The sequence below is a fragment of the Chelativorans alearensis genome (genome assembly GCF_010993735.1).
Classification (GTDB): domain Bacteria; phylum Pseudomonadota; class Alphaproteobacteria; order Rhizobiales; family Rhizobiaceae; genus Chelativorans; species Chelativorans alearense.
The window spans coordinates 22,307-40,405 of the sequence record NZ_WQNI01000016.1 but is presented as its reverse complement, the minus strand read 5'-3'; the positions used below and the strand labels follow the sequence as shown (position 1 = coordinate 40,405).

The following is an 18,099-nucleotide window of genomic DNA, read 5'->3' as shown; positions in this document are numbered from 1 at the left end:
CGTCGACCCCCCAAGCACCCCTCAGGCATACCCCCTGCCTTCCGGCGTCCTATGAAAATAGGTGATATCCATCGACGGCGGCTCCTTCCCCAACACCGACAGGATCATGTGCGCCTGGCCGCGATGGTGCGTCTGATGGTTGAAGAAATGCGTCAGCGCTGGCGCCAGGCGCTGCGAGATCGTGCGCGGGTTGACGATCGTCATGTAGGTGAACCGCCCTTGCAGCGCGTCCTCGTCAAGGCCGGCGATCCAGTCGGCGATGCGCTCGTCCTCCGCCTCGCGCGCCTGTCTCAGCGCCGGCAGGGCCGGATGAAGGATCGTGTCGAGCCTTGCCGGCGCCCCGCCTTTGCCGGTGAAGCGCTTCATCCAGATGCGGTCGGCCGCCAGAATGTGGTTGAGCGTGCCCTTCATGGACTTGAAGAAGGCGCCCACGTCGCGCGCAAAATCTTCCTTGCTCAAACCGGCCGCGGCCTCGTAGATAAGGCCGTTCGCCCACCGGCTATAGGCCGCCATCATCTCGAAATGTTGTTTCATGGTGCTTTCCCGCTCTTGGCCTGCTCTTGCAACGCCCCATGATTAGCGCATCCTTCCCGCCGCCACCCATCAATTCCATGCATCTTTGCCTCGAAAAAAAGCGATTGGAACCTTCGCTCGATGCGAGGTAAGCCGAGGGTCCGAATGGAGAGATGCCAATGACGATCCTGCTCTACGACTTGGTTGGAAGCGACGAGCGCCGCCCCTTCAGCCCGCATTGCTGGAAGGTGGCGCTCGCACTTGCCCACAAGGGCCTTTCCTTCAAGGCCGTTCCCACCCGCTTCACCGAGATCGCCGGCATCGAGAACGGCGCCACGAAGACCGTGCCCCTCATCCGCGACGGCGACCGCGTGGTGAGGGACTCCTTCGCCATCGCCCTTTACCTGGAGGAAGCCTATCCGGACCGGCCGACCTTGTTCGCCGGGGAAGGGGGCAAGGCGACGGCGCGTTTCGTCGAACGCTGGTCGCAGCTCACACTCCACACCTTCATCGGTGAGGCGGCGCTGACGGATATCCACGGCCTGCTCGGCGCCGACGACCAGGCCTATTTCCGGGAAAGCCGGGAGGCACGCTTCGGCAAGGCGCTGGAAGAGGTGCCGGCCGGCCGCGAGGCGAAGCTCGAAGGCTTCCGCACGTCCCTCGCGCCGCTGCGCACGCTCTTCGAGCATCAGCCCTTCATCGGCGGCGACGGCCCGCTCTTTGCCGATTACATCGTCGCCGGCGCCCTGCAATGGGCGCGCGTGGCCTCGCCCTTTTCCTTCCTGGCGCCAGACGATCCGGTGGCCGAGTGGTTCGCCCGCTGTCTCGACCTTCACAGTGGCCTCGGCCGCAGCGTGCCTGCCGCGGCGTGATCGCTCTTCACACGGGCCTTCCGCACCGCTATAGACCCGCCATCTCAATTCTTTCCCGTCAAACGCAAGGACCTGAAATGGCGATTGAACGCACCTTCTCCATGATCAAGCCGGACGCCACGGCACGCAACCTGACCGGCGCCATCACCAAGATGTTCGAAGATGCGGGCTTGAGGGTCGTCGCCTCCAAGCGCGTGTGGATGAGCCGCCGCCAGGCCGAGGGTTTCTACGCCGTCCACAAGGAGCGGCCCTTCTTCGGCGAGCTGTGCACCTTCATGTCCTCCGGCCCCACCGTGGTGCAGGTTCTGGAAGGCGAGAACGCCATCGCCAAAAACCGCGAGATCATGGGCGCCACCAACCCGGCCGACGCCGCCGAGGGCACCATCCGCAAGCTCTTCGCCAATTCCATCGGCGAGAACTCCGTCCACGGCTCCGACGCGCCGGAGACGGCGGCCGAGGAGATCCGCTACTGGTTCTCCGACGTCGAGCTGGTCGGCTGAATCGATCCTGCAGCTTTCGGCTGCAAGCGGTTGAGAAGATTCAAGAAGCCGGGGGCACGCCTCCGGCTTTTTATTTGAGCGTTTTGCCGGCTTGACCGTTCAGGCATGGGGCCTCGGGTCATCCTCGGGTTAAACCCGAGGACCACGGACGAGGCAGCCACCTCACCCCACGCGACGCGCGTCATCCCGGACAAGCCTTCGGCTTTCCGGGATGACGAGGGCAGCGCCTCGGCGCCTCCCGTCAAACCTTCCCCCAGCGCCCAAGCGCCTCCTCGTCCTGCGCCTTCGCCTCCACCCACCTGCCATCCTCGCCACCCGCCGGATGCTCCTTCTTCCAGAAGGGGGCGCGCGATTTGAGAAAGTCCATGAGGAAATCCGCCGCTTCCAGCGCCGCCTTGCGGTGCGTCGACGCCGCCACCACCAGGACGATGTTCTCGCCCGGCCGGAGCTTGCCGAAGCGGTGGATGACGGTGAGCCCGGTGAGCGGCCAGCGCTCCGCTGCCTCATCCGCGATGCGGCCGATCTCGGCCTCGGCCATGCCGGGATAGTGTTCGAGTTCGAGTGCCGCAAGCCGCCCGCCCTCGTCGCGGCAGCGCCCGGTGAAGGTCACCACCGCGCCGACGTCCTGGCGCCCCGCCGTCAGCCGGTCGATCTCGGCGGCGATGTCGAAATCGTTGGCCTCAACGCGCACGAGGGGCTGGCAATGCTCCGCCACGGTCAGCCTCCCGTCATCGGCGGAAACAGCGCCACCTCGCCGTCGGCCGGCAGCTTGGCCTCGTGCTCCACATGCTCGCGGTCGACGGCGACGCGGATCACCTCCGGATACTCCAGCGCCGCCGCATAGCCGTCGCCGCGCCCCTTCAGCCAGGCAAGAAGATCGGCCACCGTCTCCACCTCTTGCGGCAGGGCCACCGTTTCGGTCTCCCGGCCGATGCGCTCGCGCACCCATGCGAAATAGACGAGTTTCATGGCCGTTATTCCTCGATGATATGCTTCAGCCCGGCACGGAAATAGTCGTACCCGGTGTAAAGCGTCACCAGCGCCGAGAACCATAGAAGCGCAATGCCGGCCTCGGTCGTATAGGGCACCACCTTGTCGCCGGCGGGGCCGGCAAGCAGGAAGCCGATCGCCAGCATCTGGATGGTCGTCTTCCATTTGGCAAGTTGCGTCACCGGAACGCTCACCTTGAGCGCGGCCAGATATTCGCGCAATCCGGAGACGAGGATCTCCCGGCACAGGATGATGATCGCCGCCCACAGCGTCCATCCGGCGATGGTGCGGTCCGTGTCGGCGGCCAGAAGCAGGAGGCAGGTGGCCACCAGGAGCTTGTCGGCGATCGGGTCCAGCATCTTGCCGATATTCGAGGTCTGCTGCCACGTGCGGGCGAGATACCCGTCGAGATAGTCGGTGATGCTGGCCGCCAGGAAGATGCCGAGCGCCGTCCAGCGCGCGAAGTCGCTCGACTGCAGCCGCCCTTCGAGGAAAAAGCACAGGACGATCAGCGGCACCGCCATGATGCGCGCATAGGTGAGCAGGTTGGGCAGATTGAAGGCGCTTTGCGGCTGTTGCATGGTTTGCTGGCTCATGGATGGCCTTTCACATCGGACGCCGCGGCGTGCGGGTCAAGCTGACATATGGGCTCCTTCGGCCGGTAAAGCACTATCTGCCCTCGTGGAAGTGGTTGTAGATCAGCCGGGCGATGGATTCGGAGATGCCGTCGACCTCCATCAGGTCCTCGACGCCCGCCCGACTGACTGCCTTCGCCGTGCCGAAATGGTGCAGAAGCGTCCGTTTGCGCCCCGGTCCGATGCCGGCGATCTCGTCGAGCGGGTTCCTCACCATCTCCTTCTTGCGCCGCGCCCGGTGCGAGCCGATGGCGAAGCGGTGCGCCTCGTCGCGCAGCCGCTGCACGAAATAGAGAACGGGATCGCGCACCGGCAGCGAGAAGGGCTGCTTTCCTTCCATGAAGAATCGCTCGCGCCCGGCGTCCCGGTCCGGCCCCTTGGCAATGCCGATCGCCGTGACGAGGTCGGCGATGCCGAGATCGTCGAGGATCTGCCGCACGGACGACATCTGTCCCTTGCCGCCGTCGATCAGGATGACGTCCGGCCAGGCGGGGAAGGTGTCCGCCTCCGCCCCGCCGTCGGCGCCGTTTCCCGGCAGGCCCTGTTCGCTGATAAGCCGGGAGAAGCGCCGCTGCATCACCTCCCGCATCATGCCGAAGTCGTCGCCGGGCGTGATCTCGGTCGAGCGGATGTTGAACTTGCGGTACTGGTTCTTCACGAAGCCTTCGGCGCCCGCCACGACCATCGCGCCGACGGCGTTGGCGCCCATGATGTGCGAGTTGTCGTAGACCTCGATGCGCCGCGGCGCGGCCTCCAGCCCGAAGGTCTCGGCAAATCCCTCCAGAAGCCGCGTCTGCGACGAGGTTTCGGCGAGCCTGCGCCCCAGCGCCTCGCGCGCGTTGCGCAGGGCATGCCCGGCAAGGTCCTTCTTCTCGCCGCGCTGCGGCACCGAGACGGAGACCTTGCGTCCCGCCCGCGTCGACAGCGCCTCGGCCAGGAGCGCCTGGTCTTCGACCGTGTGCGACAGGAGGATGGCGCGCGGGCAGGGCTTGTCGTCGTAGAACTGGGCGAGGAAGGAGCCGAGCACCTCGCCGGGCCCGAGCGCGGGGTCGGCCTTTGGAAAATAGGCGCGGTTGCCCCAGTTCTGCCCTGTCCGGAAGAAGAAGACCTGGATGCAGTTCTGCCCGCCTTCCTGGTGGATGGCGAAAACGTCGGCCTCCTCGATGCCTTGCGGGTTGATGCCCTGGTGGCTTTGCACGTGGCTGAGCGCGGAAAGCCGGTCGCGGTAGACCGCCGCCCGCTCGAAGTCCAGCGCCTCGGAGGCCTCCTGCATGGCCGTGGCGATATCCGCCTTCACCTTGCTGGAGCGGCCGGAAAGAAACGCCTTCGTCTCCGCCACCAGCGCCGCATAGTCCTCTTCGCTGATCTCGCCCGTGCACGGGCCGGAGCAGCGTTTGATCTGGTAGAGGAGGCAAGGCCGCGTGCGGCTTTCGAAGACCGAATCCGTGCAGGTGCGGATGAGGAAAGCCCGCTGCAGCGAGTTGATGGTCCGCCCCACCGCGCCGGCCGAGGCGAAGGGGCCGAAATAATCGCCCTTCTTGGAGCGCGCGCCGCGATGCTTGAAGATGCCCGGGGCAGGGTGGTCGCCGGTCAAGAGGATATAGGGAAACGACTTGTCGTCGCGCAGGAGAACGTTGAAGCGCGGGCGCAGGCGCTTGATGAGGTTGGCCTCAAGAAGAAGCGCCTCCGTCTCGGTGCGCGTGACGACGAACTCCATCGACGCCGTCTCGCGAATCATGCGCGTGATGCGGTTCGTGTGGCCGCGCCCTTGAGCGTAGTTCGTCACCCGTTTCTTCAGGCTGCGCGCCTTGCCGACGTAGAGCACGTCGCCCGCCGCGTTCATCATGCGGTAGACGCCCGGCGCGTTGGGCAGGCGCTTGACGACCGCCTGGATCACCTCAGCACCGACGGCGGCACTGTCGGCACCCGCGCTGTCCCATTCGACGGTCTTGCCGGGCAGGGGGCTCATCTCCGGGGAAAGATCGGATGTGCTCATTCGGTCACTCCGGCGACATCCGGCGTTTGCCAGGCCAGATGCTGTCCGCCGTCGAGCGCGATCATCTGTCCCGTCACCGACGGCGTTTCCCACAGATAGCGGATCGTGGCGCCGAATTCCGGCAATTCCGGCCCCCGCTCTAGGATGAGCGCCTTGGTCTGGCGCCGGAAATCCTCTTCGTCCTGGCGCTCGTTGGGCAGTGCCGGGCCCGGGCCGATGGCGTTGACGCGGATGCGCGGGGCCAGCGCCTGCGCCATGGTGCGCGTGGCCGTCCACAGCGCCGATTTCGACAGCGTGTAGCTGAAGAAGCGCGGCGTCGGCTTCCAGACGCGCTGGTCGATCATGTTGACGATCAAGCCTTCCTCCCCCTGCGGCAGTGCCTGCGCGAAGCTCTTGGCGATGACCGCTGGCGCCTTCACGTGGATGGCGAAGTGCCGGTCCCAGACCTCTTCGGTGAAGTCGGTCACCGAATCCTCCTCGAAGACGGAGGCATTGTTGACCACGAGCCCGACCGATCCCAGCGCCACCGTCGCCTCGTCCACCAGCATCTCGGCCTGCTTCGTGTCGGCAAGGTCTGCCTGCAGCACGCACGCCTGGCCGCCCTCGGCTATGATCGCCGCCGCCAACTGGTCGGCTTCCTCGCGGGACATGGCGCAATGGATCGCGACCCTGAAGCCGTGTGCCGCCAGATCGAGCGCGATGGCCCTGCCGATCCTTTTCGCCCCGCCTGTCACGAGGGCGCACTTATCCGTCTGCCGCATCCGTTCACCCGTTCTCCGCGGCTTATATATGGTGTAGCGCCGCGTATTTATAGCACCTTCCAGACAGCCTTGCCGCGGCAGCGGAAGGGTGGATGGCGAGGGATGATACAGTTTTTACAAATAACAAAAGGCCGAACTTCCGCCGCATTCACAGCCGTTATCGCACTATGCTTCGCCGTGTGAGCTGTTTTTGGTGAAGTTTGACAGTTTTCACTAATACTTTGATCGATGGGTGATTTTATGAAGATCGTACGTACGCTGCTTCCATGCGCAGCACTCCTCGCCTTTGCTAATGCGGCCAATGCTGCGGATGCGGTTATCCTGCCCCCGGCCGACATTCCGGCGCCGCCCGCCGTGTCCGCGCCGTCGGGCTGGAACGGCGGGTATGCCGGTGCCACCGTGGGCTACGCCTTCTCCGGCGATTCGAAAGTGACCAGCGGCAACGCGTCCGGAAAGCACGACGAAAAGGGCCTCATCGGCGGCGTCTTCGCCGGCTGGAACTGGCAGTCCGGCAACTTCGTCTACGGCGTTGAGGGCGACGTCGGCATTGGCAGGCAAAGCGAGAACGTGCGGAACGGGAAGAAGAAGTGGGCCCTCGACACCGCCTCCGTGCGCCCGCGCATCGGCTATGCCGTCACCGACAACGTCCTGCTCTACGGCACGGCGGGAGGAGCTGTCCAGCCGAGAAGCTACGACGATGGTGCGGGCAACTCCGATACCAAGGTCATGCTGGGTTGGACCGCCGGCGCCGGTGCCGATGTGAAGCTCACCAAGCGCACTTTCGCGAAGCTGGAATACCGCTATACCGACTTCGGGAAGGAGAAGTTCGATATCGGCGGAATCCCCGTCACCAACACCACCAGGCAGCATAAGATGCTGGTCGGCTTCGGCATCTCCTTCTAGTTCCAGCGCGGATCGGACGATCGAGCCCGGCCTGAGGCCGGGCTCGTTCCGTTTGTGTGTCCTTTCAGCAACAGCGAAAGACCCGCAAGAGCCTGTCCTCGCCGAAAGCCATCATGCGGCCATCTTTGGCGTCTTTTTCCCTCGCCATAGGCGGAACCGCAGGCCGCACGAAATGGATGTGTAGGCAGGCGGTTGGGGCACATCGGGGCGTTTTTGCCGACTTCCCGGCAGACACCGCCTCCCCGAACTGCAGATGTGGCAAGGAGTTCACACGATGAGAGTCAAGAGTTTGATGCTAGGCACGGCTGCGGCCGGCCTGTTTGCTGCGGCGGCCATCCCGGCCTTTGCCGCTGACGCGGTTCTGGAGCAGCCTCCGGCACCGCCCGCCGCGCCCATGGAAGTGGCGCCAGTGGCCACCTGGGCCGGCCCCTATGCGGGTGTCGCCGCAGGCTACGGCTTCGGCGGCAGCACGGAAGCCGAGCTTGGCGGCGTGACCACCGACATCGACACCGACGGCTTCGTCGGTAACGTCTTTGCCGGCTGGAACTGGCAGTCCGGCACCTTCGTATACGGTGTCGAGGGTGACATCGGCTACAACGGCATGGACGGTAGCGATGCCGGTCTCGATACGGAAGGCGGTGTCGACGGCACGCTGCGTGCCCGCCTCGGCGTCGCGGCCACGGATAACATCCTGCTCTACGCCACTGCCGGCGGTGCCGGTGGCCGTCACGAACTGTCCGACGGCGCCTCCTCCGACAAGCAGACCCTGTGGGGCTGGACGGCCGGTGCCGGTGCCGACGTGAAGCTGACCGAGCAGGCCTTCGGGCGGCTCGAGTACCGCTACACGGATCTGGGCAGCGAGACCTTTGACGTCGGCGGCGCCAGCTACGATGTCGACGCCAACAGCCACAAGGTCCTTGTCGGTATCGGTATGCAGTTCTAGAGCAATTCCGGGCCCCGGAATTGCGACAAGAGAACGCGTTGGCTTGACCGCCGACACGAAAGCCGGGCCTCGTGCCCGGCTTTTTTTATCCACCCCGCGCCGGCGGCATAAGCGCCCTGTCCAGCCGGCACGCCTTGCGGTCCACCTCCCGGCAGGCGCGGAACCGCAGGTCCCGCGTCATGCAGATGCGCACCTCGCGCAGATACCGCCTGTCGCAGGTGGCCGCGATGCCCTCCGGCTCCATCCCCGGATTGGCGGCGATGAACAGCTCCTCCACCGCATCCGGCGCCACCATGCGCGGCGCCGCGAGTCGCGAAAATTCCGCCGGCACGGAAACCCGTTCGCGCGCCGCGCGCGTGAGCGCGAAATAGTCGGCATGTCCAAGGCCGGAGCAGGAGCCGTGCTTGCGCCATTGATGGCCGATCAGCCCCACTGACGGCACGATGTCGAGATGGTCCCGCACCAGCCGGTCCGGCACCCGGCCGGGCTGGCGGCCGCGGCAGAACTCGGGATAGCCGCGCTCGTACTGCGGCCACAGCCCGTGCACGACGAAGGCATAGGGCCGCCCACTGCCGCATTGCCGCTCGTTCGCCTCCGCACCCTCCGCCGCGCAGTAGCTGGGCGACCAGGAAAGCGACAGGACGTAGAAGTCGAAAACGCCGGGCTCGGCACCCCGCTCGCCGGAAAAGGTGGGGAAGGGCGCGATGGCGAGAAGGGCGGCCGTGATTGCCCGGCGGAGAAAGCGTCTGCCTAGCATTTCAGTTGCGAGAAATGTCGGCGCCCCTTCGGCAAGCTCAGGCCAGAGGGGGGCGCGAAGGGGCGCAACGGGAAAGGCAACCGCGGCGCTAGCGCAGCACGCTGCATTCGGCGTTGTACACGTTCCAGCGGTCGAAGCCGGAGACGCAGAATTCCACATTGTCGCCGAGGCCGGCAAAGCCCTGGCCGTATTCGATCAGATACCAGATCGGCCTGTCCTGCCCGTCGGTCAGCCGCACGGTCGCCGCGCAGTAGCGCCGCTCGATGGGGCTGCTCGCCGTTGCCGGCTCATAGCGTGTCCCCCGCGCGCCATAGAAATCGACGATGCCGACATCGGGTAGATTCGGCACATGCATCACCTGATAGCGGAAGCGGTTCACGATGGCTCCGCGCACGCTCTGATGCGCGCAGATGGGGTCGTCCGCGGCGTAGATGCCGATAGCGTCGGCAGCTTGCGCCGGAAGCAGCGGCATGGCCGCCGCCATGAAAGCGGCAAGGCCTGCGAAAAGGGCCGGTAGGCGTGCCATGAGCGAATCTCTCCCGATGGTGACTCTGTGAGCGCCGGCCGCAGTTTCCGCCACCCGCGCACGGCGGTCAAGATGCCGCCGTGTAGGTTGTAGCCCGCGCGCCCTCGTTTGTCTCGTCCTCACAGCGAGCGAGGTGTTCCGATGCGCGCTTGTTGAAGCGCCATCGAGGCGGCCGCTGGCCAAGCCTGGCGCTCAACACTCATACCGCAGGCCGGATGTTCTGGTTCATCCGCATGGTCATGTCCGGTTTGGTTGAAGGCTCCGGATCGCGGCGCAGCATTGCCATCGCTAGCTTGATCCAGGCCAGTCGCTCCAACCACCGTTCACGCCGCTCGTCGGCTTTGCGCATAGCCAGATCGAATTCTTCAGGGTCAAATGTCGGTTGGTTGCCCGCCGACAGATGCGCTGCAACCAACAAGGAAATATCCATCGTGTGCTCCATCGATTTCCTGGCTTCATGCCGCCGCGTTTCGGCAGCACAAACGGCCGGCGATGCCGAGCCCTGTCTCACCGTGCACGGCAGGCCGGGGGTGTCTGAGGCCGGACCACCCAGTCGGTGGCCAAGCGGCATTTCATATCTCGCTCGTCGCGGCAGGCAGCCAGTTGCTGATCTGCTCGGATGTCAAATTGGCCCCGCAGAGCACGGTCGCAACGCGGCACGTCCGGAGTTCCGTTCGCCCGGCGAGAATTCCGGCGAGGCCCGCCGCTCCCGCCGGCTCGACGATCTGTCCCCAGTTTTCATGGGCAAAGCGCATCGCCGCGAGGATCTGGTCATCATCGACCAGCACGACATCGTCAATCGCGTCCTGAAGCCAGCAAACCGCTGCCGGCACAGGCGTTCTCACGGCGATCCCGTCGGCGATGGTGCGGGCCTCCGGTGTTGAGGTTGCCTTGCGCGCCTTCCATGACAGCGCCATGCAGGGGGCTCCGCGGGCCGCGACTGCGACCACCTTCGTCCGCGGTGATCGCGACTTGAACCAGCACCCGATGCCTGCTGCCAGTGCGCCGTTGCCGAGAGGCACGAATATGGCATCGATAACCGGACTGCTTTCCGTAAGCTCCGTTGCGATTGTGCCTGCGCCCTCGGCGATGCTGGCGCTCGCGCCGTCTTCCACGAACATGAGATCGTGTTTGGCAGCATGGAGCTTGGCGCTCTCCTTTGCCGCATCGAAGTCCTTTCCGTCGAGGACGACCTTTGCCCCAAGCCGGCGCATGGCCTCGATCTTCAACGGGTTGGCATGCACACTGGCGAAGACCGCCAGCGGTCTTCCCTCCCGCGCGGCGTTGTAGGCAAGTCCCTGACCGAAGTTCCCGGCCGAGGCCGTGACAAGAGGGGCTTTGTCATCGTCGAGATTGGCGAGGAACCAGCCCGTCCCGCGGCCTTTGAAGCTGCGGATCGGATTTTTGGTCTCATCCTTGACGATCAGATCGAGGCCCGATTCGGCAAAGGACAAGGTCCCGCTGTTCAGGAACACCGGGTCGATCCGGCTGCGGGCCTCTTCGATATTCGTGCAAGACAAAGGTGCTTGTGTCGTCATGCCGGAATGATAATCGTGTAGAGACGCGGAGAAACCGCGCAAGGGCTCTATTGCTCGCGGATTATCCGAGGTTTTTCCCAGGAGGGCGCATTGGACGAGATAGACCGGACCATACTGGCAACCCTGCAAGAAGATGCCGACCTTCCTGCCAAGGCAATCGCCGATGCGGTCGGCTTATCTCCCTCGGCAGTCGAGCGCCGCATCGGCAAGCTGAAGCGCAGCGGCCTGATAGAGAAGATTGTGGCGGTGGTCAGCCCGAAAGCCGTGGACCGTACCCAATCCATCCTTGTTGAACTCGAGATCCAGAACGAGCATCGACACACGCTGGAGACGTTTCATCGATGGGTGGACCGCGCGCCGGAGGTGCAGTCCTGCTGGTATGTCACCGGTGACATGGATTTCGTTCTTCTGGTCGCCGTACGGGACCTCGAGGAATACAACGCTTTCATTGACCGGCTGATGGCAGAGCAGCAGTCGTTCATTCGAAAGTACAAGAGCCTCATCGCGCTCAAAACGGTGAAGAGGGGTATGACGTTGTCGCTCGATTAACAGGCGGCTCGTCGAACGACTGCAAAAGTCCGCCAAGCGGCTATTCCGCGCGTCCGCGGTAGGTTTCCGCTCTCCACCCAGCCAGGCCCTTTATCACGGCGACCAAGCGTTAAATTTTCACCGCCGGCGCCGCGCCTTCGGTCAAGCAGGCGCCGGTTACCCCCTCACCGACCCCGCTTCGCGGGCCCACCTCTCCCCCGCAAAGCAGGGGAGAGGAGTGGCGCCAGTCATCGCGGCCGGCGATTCCTCTCCCCCACACAGTGGGGGAGAGGTGGGCCCGCGAAGCGGGGTCGGTGAGGGGGAAACGGCGCCAATCTCCAAACGGGGATAAAATCCAATGGCCGGAATCCGCCAACCCATTGATCCCATTCACAATCGCAAAATTTCTCAAACTTTTTTCGCCCTTTTTATCCCCCCTCCCTCCAGCCCCCTTACAATCCTCCCCATCGCTCTCGCGGGAACCGGATGCGCACCGGGTGTTCGGGAGGGCGGCGGCAGCCTCCCCCTTCGGGATCGGAACCCGGAGGCATGATGAGGGCCCGCAGCAGGCCGGAGCCCTGCAACGTCCGTCGCAAGGCGGGTGGTGCAGGGCGCGGAGAAGCCGCGGGGGTTCCATGGCTCAGGTCGCTTCACTGCGTGTGACCGTCCTGGGTGCCCGAAAGGGCGAAAGGAACCCTCTTGACCGGTCGACGTCGGGACAGCGGCCGGCGGGGCGCGTTGGACGCGCCTTATTTGAGGCGCTTCCGAGCGCCTTGTGCGGTGCCGAAGACGCGCCCCGCTTCCCACTTACCCAATAGCCAGACGCGAAAGCGGGCGTGGCGAGGATGACGCGCGCCCGCGGGGAGGGGCATCAACGGCATGAATGGTTGGCGCAAACATTTTTGGCCGAACTGGGTCTACGCGCCGGCGCGTAAAACGGCTAGTCTCGACCCATGAACACACACGCGAACATCCACATCGGCCATTCGGCCTGCCCGCACGACTGCCCCTCCACCTGCGCGCTCGATATCGAGATCGTCGATGGGCGCGTCAAGCGCGTGCACGGCGCCAAGGACAACAGCTACACCGCCGGCGTCATCTGCGCCAAGGTGGCGCGCTATGCCGAGCGCGTGCATCATCCGGACCGCCTCTTGAAGCCGCTGGTGCGCACCGGGGCCAAGGGGGAGGGGGCGTGGCGCGAGGCGAGCTGGGACGCCGCGCTCGACCGCGTGGCCGAGGAATTCCTGAAGGCCGAGGAAAGGTTCGGCAGCCAGACTGTCTGGCCCTATCAGTATGCCGGCACCATGGGCCTCGTGCAGCGCGATTCGATTCATCGCCTGCGCCACGCCAAGCGCTATTCCGATTTCTTCGGCACCATCTGCACAAACCCCGCCTGGGCCGGCTACGTCATGGGCACCGGAGACCTGCGCGGGCCGGACCCGCGCGAGATGGCCAAGGCCGATTGCGTCGTCATCTGGGGCACCAACGCGGTCGCCACCCAGGTCAACGTGATGACCCACGCCATCCGGGCGCGCAAGGAACGCGGGGCGAAGATCGTCGTCATCGACGTCTACGACAACGCCACCATGAAGCAGGCCGATCTTGGCCTTGTCGTCAATCCGGGCACCGACGGCGCGCTCGCCTGCGCGGTCATGCACGTGCTCTTCCGCGACAATCTCGCCGACCGGGCATATCTGGAACGGTACACGGACGACCCGAAGGGGCTCGAAGCGCATCTTTCCACCCGCACGCCCGAATGGGCAGAAGCCATCACAGGCGTGCCGGCGGCCGAGATCGAGGTTTTCGCCAGGCTCGTGGGTGAGACCAGGCGCACTTACTTCCGCCTCGGCTACGGCTTCACGCGCAACCGCAACGGCGCCGTCAACATGCATGCGGCGCTTTCCATTGCCGCCGTCACCGGCTGCTGGAAATACGAGGGCGGCGGCGCTTTCCACTCCAACTCGTCGATCTTCGGCCTCGACAAGTCGCTTATCGAGGGGCACGCCCTGCGCGATCCTTCCGTGCGCGCGCTCGACCAGTCGCAGATCGGCCGCGTTCTCACCGGCGAGAAGGCGGCGCTCCACGGCGGCCCGCCCGTGACCGCCATGCTGATCCAGAACACCAACCCGGCCAATGTGGCGCCCGAGCAGCGGCTCGTGAAGCGGGGTTTCCTGCGCGACGACCTCTTCGTGTGCGTGCACGAGCAGTTCATGACCGATACGGCCATGCTCGCCGATGTCGTGCTGCCGGCCACCATGTTCCTGGAGCATGACGACATCTATCGCGGCGGCGGCCATCAGCACATCCTGCTCGGCCCCAAGCTCATCGACCCGCCGGGCGAGGCGCGGCCGAACCTCTTCGTCATCGAGGAGCTCGCCAAACGCCTGGGTGTCGCGGACAAGCCGGGCTTCGGCCTTTCGGCGCGCGAGCATCTGGACTGGATGCTCGGCCGGCGCGGCCTCGGCACCTTCGACAGCTTCCGCCACGACCGCTGGGCCGATGTGCAGCCGGATTTCGACACGGCGCACTTCATCGGCGGCTTCGCCCACCAGGGCGGCAAGTTCCGCTTCCGTCCGGATTGGGCAGGCACGCCCGGACCGACGCGCCCGCCGGCATCGATCGGTATCCAGGGCCCTTACGCGCGCCTGCCCGAATTTCCCGACCATGTGGACTTCATCGAGGCGGCGGATGCTGCGCATCCCTTCCGGCTCGCCACCTCGCCGGCCCGCACCTTCCTGAATTCGAGCTTCACCGAGACGCCCGGCTCGAAAAAGCGCGAGGGACGGCCGGAGCTGATGCTGCATCCCGACGATGCGGCGGGGCTAGGCATCGCCGCGGGCGACCGCGTCGAGGTGGGAAACGAGCGTGGCGAGGTGGTGCTGCACGCAAAGCTCTTCGACGGCATGCGCCGCGGCATCGTCATCGCCGAAGGCATCTGGCCCAACGGTGCCCACGAGCGCGGCGAGGGCATCAACGTGCTGACGGGAGCCGACGCCATCGCACCGCACGGCGGCGCTGCGTTTCACGACACCAAGGTGTGGGTGAGGGCGGCTCCCTAACTCATTGTTTTGTCACAATTCCGGACGGAAAACCGGCTTCCACTTTTCCTGGAATTGCTCTAATCCCGCGGCGGCGCCGTCGACCCGCGGACGACGAGCTCCGTGTCGATCTTCTCCCGCCAGGTCTCGCCGGCATGGTCCAGGATCGCCCGCACGGCCCGGCGGCCGATTTCGGCAATCGGCTGCCGGATCGTCGTAAGGGGAGGGGTGGAGGTGGCGCTTTCCGGCACGCCGTCGAAGCCGACGATGGAGACGTCGGCAGGCACGGAGATCCCCTTCGCCTTGAACCAGTCGAGCGCCAAGAATGCGATCCTGTCCGATTGCGCGAGGATCGCCGTCGGCGGGGAGGGCGAGGCAAAGATCTCCTCCAGCGCCGAGTGGACGGTCTCCCTGTCGCACAACGTCTCGAAGATCGGCACATTGCCCGTGTCGATGCCGAACGCCTCCAGCGCTTCGAAATAGCCCCTCACGCGGTCGCGCGAGGTCGAATAGCTTGCGGCGTTCACCCGCTCCATCGTCGCCCTGCCGTAGCTGCCCTCGATGAACTCCATGGAGAGAACGGCAAAGCGGCGGTGGCCGAGTTCGGCCAGATGGCGGGCGGCGCGGCTTGCGCCCTCGATGTTGTCGATGCTGACCACCGACATGGCATCGTCCTTGGTGCCGAAATCCAGCGCCACGAAGGGCAGTTGCCGCTCGCGCGACAGCGCGATCAGCCGGTCCGCGCCCTTGAGGCAGAAAAGGATGAAGCCGTCGACAAGCGCGCTGTGCACGTTCCAGGCAAGCTCTTCCTCGTTCGCCGCCGAGACCAGCGAAATGCCGGTGCCGTTGGCGTCGCAGGCCTCGGTGATGCCCGCCATCAGGACGCGCGCGTACGGATCTGCGAAGAAGTAGGCGAGGGGCTCCACCGTGGCGACCCCGATGGCGTTCACCTTGCCGGCGCTGAGCATCCGCCCCTTCGGGTCCGGGCCGCGATAGCCGATCGATTTTGCTGCTTCTAGAACCCGCTCGCGAACTTCCTCGCGCACGATGTCGGGCCTGTTGAAGACGTTGGAGGCCGTACCCTTGGAAACGCCCGCCGCCTTGGCCACGTCGTGCAGCGTGGGGGCCTTTGCGAAATCGATCTTCGCCATGCTTCCTCTTTCAGCCGGTTTCTAAGCTCTTGATTTAGCATAGATCTTGAACCGGTTCAAATTTTGCTTGACGAGCGTTTCGGAGCGTATATTATTTGAACCGGTCCAAGAGCCAGCTTAGCCAAGGTTTGAACCGGTCCAATGTATGTGGTTGCACTGGAAGGAGTGCAATCGCCTGGGAAGGAGCGTGCAAAATGTCCACGACAGCTATCTCCGAAAAATTCCGCCAGGAACGCGTCAGGTACGATTTTCTCGGCACGCTGCTGGTGGGCTGGCGCGCCATGCGGCTCCATCGCCGGGAGCGCCGGGCGATGGTCGCAATCTCTCGTCTGGACCCACGCCTCATCAGCGACATGGGCTTCGATCCGGAGCGGATTTACGAGGCGCTGGACGGCAGCTGGGACGAGGTCGACCCCGCCGGCTTCCTGAGCCATCTGCCGAGGAAGGCGCGCATTTGAGATGGCGGCCGGCTTCGCCGTACCATGAAAGCCGCCTAGGGCGTGCGCCGCGCCAGGTCCTCAAGGTTCACCGCTTCTTCCACCGAGGAGGGCACCAGCAGGCTGGCGCGTCCGCCCCAGCCGATGTCCCCCGCTGCGGAGAACACCGTCTTGCCGCCTTCCATGCGCGCCTTGCCGGAGGCGACCAGCGCCAGGGCGAGGGGATAGAGCCGGTGCTCCGCCTTCAGGACACGCTCGGCAAGCCGCTCTTCCGTATCGTCGGGAAGCACCGGCACCGCTGCCTGGGCGATGATCGGGCCGTCATCCGTCTCCGCGGTGACGAAGTGCACCGTGCAGCCGTGGACGCGCATGCCCGCCTGCAGCGCCTTAGCGTGGCTCGACAATCCTTTGAAGAGCGGCAGGAGCGAGGGATGGATGTTGATCATCCTGCCTTGCCAGCGAGCGACGAGATCGGGGCTCAAAAGCCGCATGAAGCCGGCCAGGCAGACGATCTCCGCTCCCTGGGCGGCGAGCGCCTCGTCCAGTGCAGCCTCGTGCGCGGCCTTGTCGGCGTGCTCCGTGCGCGGCACCGCCACCGCGCGGATGCCGGCAGCCTCGGCGGCGGCCAACCCCGGCGCGTCCGCCTGGTCGCTGACGACGCCGGTGATCTCGGCCGGATAGTCGCTCTCGGCGGAGGCGCGGATGAGGGCGCTCATATTGGTGCCGCGGCCGGAAATGAGGATCGCCGTCTTCTTCTTCGTCATAGGTCGAGCTCTCTGCGGTAGATCACGCCTCGCTCGCGCCGCGCCACGACGCTGCCGAGCGTTTCCACATGCTCGCCCGCCTGCTGCAGAACTGCGGCCACCTGCGCGGCCTGGCCCGCCGCCACGACGGCAATCATGCCGATACCGCAATTGAAGGTGCGCAGCATCTCCTCCGCCTGCACCCTGCCTTCGCCCGACAGCCACGAGAAAACCGGCGGCACCTCGATGGCGGAAAGGTCGATTTCCGCCGCGTAGACCTCCGGCAGGACGCGCGGCAGGTTTTCGGGAAAGCCGCCGCCGGTGATGTGCGCCAGCGCCTTGATGCCGTGCGTATCGGAGATCGCCTCAAGCAGTGGCTTCACATAGATGCGTGTCGGCTCCAGAAGGGCTTCGGCGAGCGTCCGATCTGTGTCGAAGGGAGCGGGAGCATCCCAGGAAAGGCCGCTTTGCGCGACAATCTTGCGCACCAACGAGAAGCCGTTGGAGTGCAGCCCGGAGGAGGCGATGCCGAGGATGACGTCGCCCTCCACGATGTCGTCTGTCGGCAGAAGCCGGCCGCGCTCGGCAGCGCCCACGGCAAAGCCGGCAAGGTCGTAGTCGCCGTCCCGGTACATGCCCGGCATCTCCGCCGTCTCACCACCGATCAGCGCGCAGCCTGCGCGGCGGCACCCCTCGGCAATGCCGGAGACGATCGCTTCCCCCTGGGCCGGATCGAGCTTGCCGGTGGCGAAATAGTCGAGGAAGAAAAGCGGCTCCGCGCCCTGCACGACGAGATCGTTGACGCACATGGCGACGAGATCGATACCCACGGTATCGTGCTTGTCCGCCTCGATGGCGACCTTCAGCTTGGTGCCCACACCGTCATTCGCGGCCACCAGGACCGGGTCGGAGAAGCCGGCCGCCTTGAGATCGAACAGGCCGCCGAAGCCGCCGATCTCGCCGTCCGCGCCCGCCCGGCGCGTGGAGCGCACCAGCGGCTTGATCCTTTCCACGAGGGCGTTGCCGGCGTCGATGTCCACTCCGGCATCGGCGTAGCTCAATCCATTCTTCCTGTCGCTCATCGATTGCCCCATTGGCACTTCTCCCGGCTATTGGCACGAAGCAGCATGCGACCGCAAGAAGCGTGGCGTTCGGCGCACAGGCAAGATATACCCCGCGTACCTGCCTGTGGATCAATTCTTTTCTCTTGAAGCGGCGGGAACGGCCGGCCATCTATGCCGCGAAAGGCGCGAGGAACGGCGGGACGG

General features: G+C 65.4%; 20 protein-coding genes. 7 read left to right on the top strand and 13 right to left on the bottom strand.

Features of this window, described 5'->3' with window-relative positions; translation table 11 throughout:
- Positions 1 to 21 precede the first annotated feature (21 nt).
- On the bottom strand, positions 22 to 534 hold the full coding sequence (locus GPJ75_RS22340; protein WP_163271505.1) for a DinB family protein: 513 nt from the start codon (positions 532 to 534) through the stop codon (positions 22 to 24).
- Positions 535 to 692: 158 nt separating this feature from the next.
- On the opposite strand from GPJ75_RS22340, the gene GPJ75_RS22335 reads away from it, so the two are divergent.
- Together GPJ75_RS22335 and ndk are read left to right on the top strand one after the other, a co-directional pair.
- On the top strand, positions 693 to 1,385 hold the full coding sequence (locus GPJ75_RS22335; RefSeq protein ID WP_163271503.1) for a glutathione S-transferase family protein: 693 nt from the start codon (positions 693 to 695) through the stop codon (positions 1,383 to 1,385).
- A 77-nt stretch (positions 1,386 to 1,462) separates the two neighbouring features.
- Positions 1,463 to 1,885: a nucleoside-diphosphate kinase gene (gene ndk / locus GPJ75_RS22330; protein WP_163271501.1), complete on the top strand. Its 423-nt coding sequence runs from the start codon at positions 1,463 to 1,465 to the stop codon at positions 1,883 to 1,885.
- A gap of 241 nt (positions 1,886 to 2,126) precedes the next feature.
- Here ndk and GPJ75_RS22325 read toward each other — a convergent pair whose 3' ends face one another.
- From GPJ75_RS22325 to GPJ75_RS22305, 5 genes are all read right to left on the bottom strand, one after another.
- A complete protein-coding gene (locus GPJ75_RS22325; protein WP_163271499.1) occupies positions 2,127 to 2,600 on the bottom strand; it encodes a molybdenum cofactor biosynthesis protein MoaE in 474 nt (157 codons plus the stop codon).
- Between the two features lie 2 nt (positions 2,601 to 2,602).
- Complete coding sequence (moaD, locus tag GPJ75_RS22320; RefSeq protein ID WP_163271497.1) at positions 2,603 to 2,854, bottom strand: molybdopterin converting factor subunit 1; 252 nt, start codon at positions 2,852 to 2,854, stop codon at positions 2,603 to 2,605.
- A 5-nt stretch (positions 2,855 to 2,859) separates the two neighbouring features.
- On the bottom strand, positions 2,860 to 3,471 hold the full coding sequence (gene pgsA, locus GPJ75_RS22315; RefSeq protein WP_163271495.1) for a CDP-diacylglycerol--glycerol-3-phosphate 3-phosphatidyltransferase: 612 nt from the start codon (positions 3,469 to 3,471) through the stop codon (positions 2,860 to 2,862).
- Positions 3,472 to 3,544: 73 nt separating this feature from the next.
- Positions 3,545 to 5,479 carry an excinuclease ABC subunit UvrC gene (uvrC, locus tag GPJ75_RS22310; protein WP_246249219.1) on the bottom strand — a complete coding sequence of 645 codons (1,935 nt, stop codon included), beginning with the start codon at positions 5,477 to 5,479 and terminating at the stop codon, positions 3,545 to 3,547.
- A 23-nt stretch (positions 5,480 to 5,502) separates the two neighbouring features.
- Complete coding sequence (locus GPJ75_RS22305; RefSeq protein WP_163271491.1) at positions 5,503 to 6,267, bottom strand: SDR family oxidoreductase; 765 nt, start codon at positions 6,265 to 6,267, stop codon at positions 5,503 to 5,505.
- A 240-nt stretch (positions 6,268 to 6,507) separates the two neighbouring features.
- On the opposite strand from GPJ75_RS22305, the gene GPJ75_RS22300 reads away from it, so the two are divergent.
- Together GPJ75_RS22300 and GPJ75_RS22295 are read left to right on the top strand one after the other, a co-directional pair.
- On the top strand, positions 6,508 to 7,170 hold the full coding sequence (locus GPJ75_RS22300) for an outer membrane protein (RefSeq protein WP_163271489.1): 663 nt from the start codon (positions 6,508 to 6,510) through the stop codon (positions 7,168 to 7,170).
- 274 nt (positions 7,171 to 7,444) lie between these two features.
- Positions 7,445 to 8,113: an outer membrane protein gene (locus GPJ75_RS22295; protein ID WP_163271487.1), complete on the top strand. Its 669-nt coding sequence runs from the start codon at positions 7,445 to 7,447 to the stop codon at positions 8,111 to 8,113.
- A gap of 85 nt (positions 8,114 to 8,198) precedes the next feature.
- Here the strand turns inward: GPJ75_RS22295 and GPJ75_RS22290 are convergent, their stop codons facing one another.
- From GPJ75_RS22290 to GPJ75_RS22275, 4 genes are all read right to left on the bottom strand, one after another.
- On the bottom strand, positions 8,199 to 8,870 hold the full coding sequence (locus tag GPJ75_RS22290; RefSeq protein WP_163271485.1) for a ribonuclease T2 family protein: 672 nt from the start codon (positions 8,868 to 8,870) through the stop codon (positions 8,199 to 8,201).
- Positions 8,871 to 8,958: 88 nt separating this feature from the next.
- The gene (locus GPJ75_RS22285) at positions 8,959 to 9,396 is read right to left on the bottom strand and encodes a hypothetical protein (RefSeq protein ID WP_163271483.1); all 438 of its coding nucleotides are present in this window, start codon (positions 9,394 to 9,396) and stop codon (positions 8,959 to 8,961) included.
- A 199-nt stretch (positions 9,397 to 9,595) separates the two neighbouring features.
- Entirely contained in the window at positions 9,596 to 9,826 is a 231-nt protein-coding gene (locus tag GPJ75_RS22280) for a hypothetical protein (RefSeq protein WP_163271481.1), read from the bottom strand.
- Positions 9,827 to 9,968: 142 nt separating this feature from the next.
- Positions 9,969 to 10,934: a threonine ammonia-lyase gene (locus GPJ75_RS22275; RefSeq protein WP_163271479.1), complete on the bottom strand. Its 966-nt coding sequence runs from the start codon at positions 10,932 to 10,934 to the stop codon at positions 9,969 to 9,971.
- A 90-nt stretch (positions 10,935 to 11,024) separates the two neighbouring features.
- On the opposite strand from GPJ75_RS22275, the gene GPJ75_RS22270 reads away from it, so the two are divergent.
- Together GPJ75_RS22270 and GPJ75_RS22265 are read left to right on the top strand one after the other, a co-directional pair.
- Entirely contained in the window at positions 11,025 to 11,483 is a 459-nt protein-coding gene (locus GPJ75_RS22270) for an Lrp/AsnC family transcriptional regulator (protein WP_163271477.1), read from the top strand.
- A 932-nt stretch (positions 11,484 to 12,415) separates the two neighbouring features.
- Positions 12,416 to 14,521: a molybdopterin-containing oxidoreductase family protein gene (locus GPJ75_RS22265; protein ID WP_163271475.1), complete on the top strand. Its 2,106-nt coding sequence runs from the start codon at positions 12,416 to 12,418 to the stop codon at positions 14,519 to 14,521.
- A gap of 59 nt (positions 14,522 to 14,580) precedes the next feature.
- Here the strand turns inward: GPJ75_RS22265 and GPJ75_RS22260 are convergent, their stop codons facing one another.
- On the bottom strand, positions 14,581 to 15,651 hold the full coding sequence (locus GPJ75_RS22260) for a LacI family DNA-binding transcriptional regulator (protein WP_163271473.1): 1,071 nt from the start codon (positions 15,649 to 15,651) through the stop codon (positions 14,581 to 14,583).
- Between the two features lie 194 nt (positions 15,652 to 15,845).
- On the opposite strand from GPJ75_RS22260, the gene GPJ75_RS22255 reads away from it, so the two are divergent.
- Entirely contained in the window at positions 15,846 to 16,109 is a 264-nt protein-coding gene (locus GPJ75_RS22255) for a hypothetical protein (protein WP_163271471.1), read from the top strand.
- A 35-nt stretch (positions 16,110 to 16,144) separates the two neighbouring features.
- On the opposite strand, the gene purN is transcribed toward GPJ75_RS22255, so the two are convergent.
- Positions 16,145 to 16,852: a phosphoribosylglycinamide formyltransferase gene (purN, locus tag GPJ75_RS22250; protein ID WP_163271469.1), complete on the bottom strand. Its 708-nt coding sequence runs from the start codon at positions 16,850 to 16,852 to the stop codon at positions 16,145 to 16,147.
- Positions 16,849 to 17,913 carry a phosphoribosylformylglycinamidine cyclo-ligase gene (gene purM, locus GPJ75_RS22245; protein WP_163271467.1) on the bottom strand — a complete coding sequence of 355 codons (1,065 nt, stop codon included), beginning with the start codon at positions 17,911 to 17,913 and terminating at the stop codon, positions 16,849 to 16,851. The genes purN and purM overlap by 4 nt, the downstream gene beginning before the upstream one ends.
- Positions 17,914 to 18,099 lie beyond the last annotated feature (186 nt).

Bases quoted from the DNA above. Each gene is read 5' to 3' on its own strand.
- GPJ75_RS22340 (WP_163271505.1), bottom strand. From the start codon at position 534: ATGAAACAACATTTCGAGATGATGGCGGCCTATAGCCGGTGGGCGAAC.
- GPJ75_RS22335 (WP_163271503.1), top strand. From the start codon at position 693: ATGACGATCCTGCTCTACGACTTGGTTGGAAGCGACGAGCGCCGCCCC.
- ndk (WP_163271501.1), top strand. From the start codon at position 1,463: ATGGCGATTGAACGCACCTTCTCCATGATCAAGCCGGACGCCACGGCA.
- moaD (WP_163271497.1), bottom strand. From the start codon at position 2,854: ATGAAACTCGTCTATTTCGCATGGGTGCGCGAGCGCATCGGCCGGGAG.
- pgsA (WP_163271495.1), bottom strand. From the start codon at position 3,471: ATGAGCCAGCAAACCATGCAACAGCCGCAAAGCGCCTTCAATCTGCCC.
- uvrC (WP_246249219.1), bottom strand. From the start codon at position 5,479: ATGAGCCCCCTGCCCGGCAAGACCGTCGAATGGGACAGCGCGGGTGCC.
- GPJ75_RS22305 (WP_163271491.1), bottom strand. From the start codon at position 6,267: ATGCGGCAGACGGATAAGTGCGCCCTCGTGACAGGCGGGGCGAAAAGG.
- GPJ75_RS22300 (WP_163271489.1), top strand. From the start codon at position 6,508: ATGAAGATCGTACGTACGCTGCTTCCATGCGCAGCACTCCTCGCCTTT.
- GPJ75_RS22295 (WP_163271487.1), top strand. From the start codon at position 7,445: ATGAGAGTCAAGAGTTTGATGCTAGGCACGGCTGCGGCCGGCCTGTTT.
- GPJ75_RS22290 (WP_163271485.1), bottom strand. From the start codon at position 8,870: ATGCTAGGCAGACGCTTTCTCCGCCGGGCAATCACGGCCGCCCTTCTC.
- GPJ75_RS22285 (WP_163271483.1), bottom strand. From the start codon at position 9,396: ATGGCACGCCTACCGGCCCTTTTCGCAGGCCTTGCCGCTTTCATGGCG.
- GPJ75_RS22280 (WP_163271481.1), bottom strand. From the start codon at position 9,826: ATGGATATTTCCTTGTTGGTTGCAGCGCATCTGTCGGCGGGCAACCAA.
- GPJ75_RS22275 (WP_163271479.1), bottom strand. From the start codon at position 10,934: ATGACGACACAAGCACCTTTGTCTTGCACGAATATCGAAGAGGCCCGC.
- GPJ75_RS22265 (WP_163271475.1), top strand. From the start codon at position 12,416: ATGAACACACACGCGAACATCCACATCGGCCATTCGGCCTGCCCGCAC.
- GPJ75_RS22260 (WP_163271473.1), bottom strand. From the start codon at position 15,651: ATGGCGAAGATCGATTTCGCAAAGGCCCCCACGCTGCACGACGTGGCC.
- GPJ75_RS22255 (WP_163271471.1), top strand. From the start codon at position 15,846: ATGTCCACGACAGCTATCTCCGAAAAATTCCGCCAGGAACGCGTCAGG.
- purN (WP_163271469.1), bottom strand. From the start codon at position 16,852: ATGACGAAGAAGAAGACGGCGATCCTCATTTCCGGCCGCGGCACCAAT.
- purM (WP_163271467.1), bottom strand. From the start codon at position 17,913: ATGAGCGACAGGAAGAATGGATTGAGCTACGCCGATGCCGGAGTGGAC.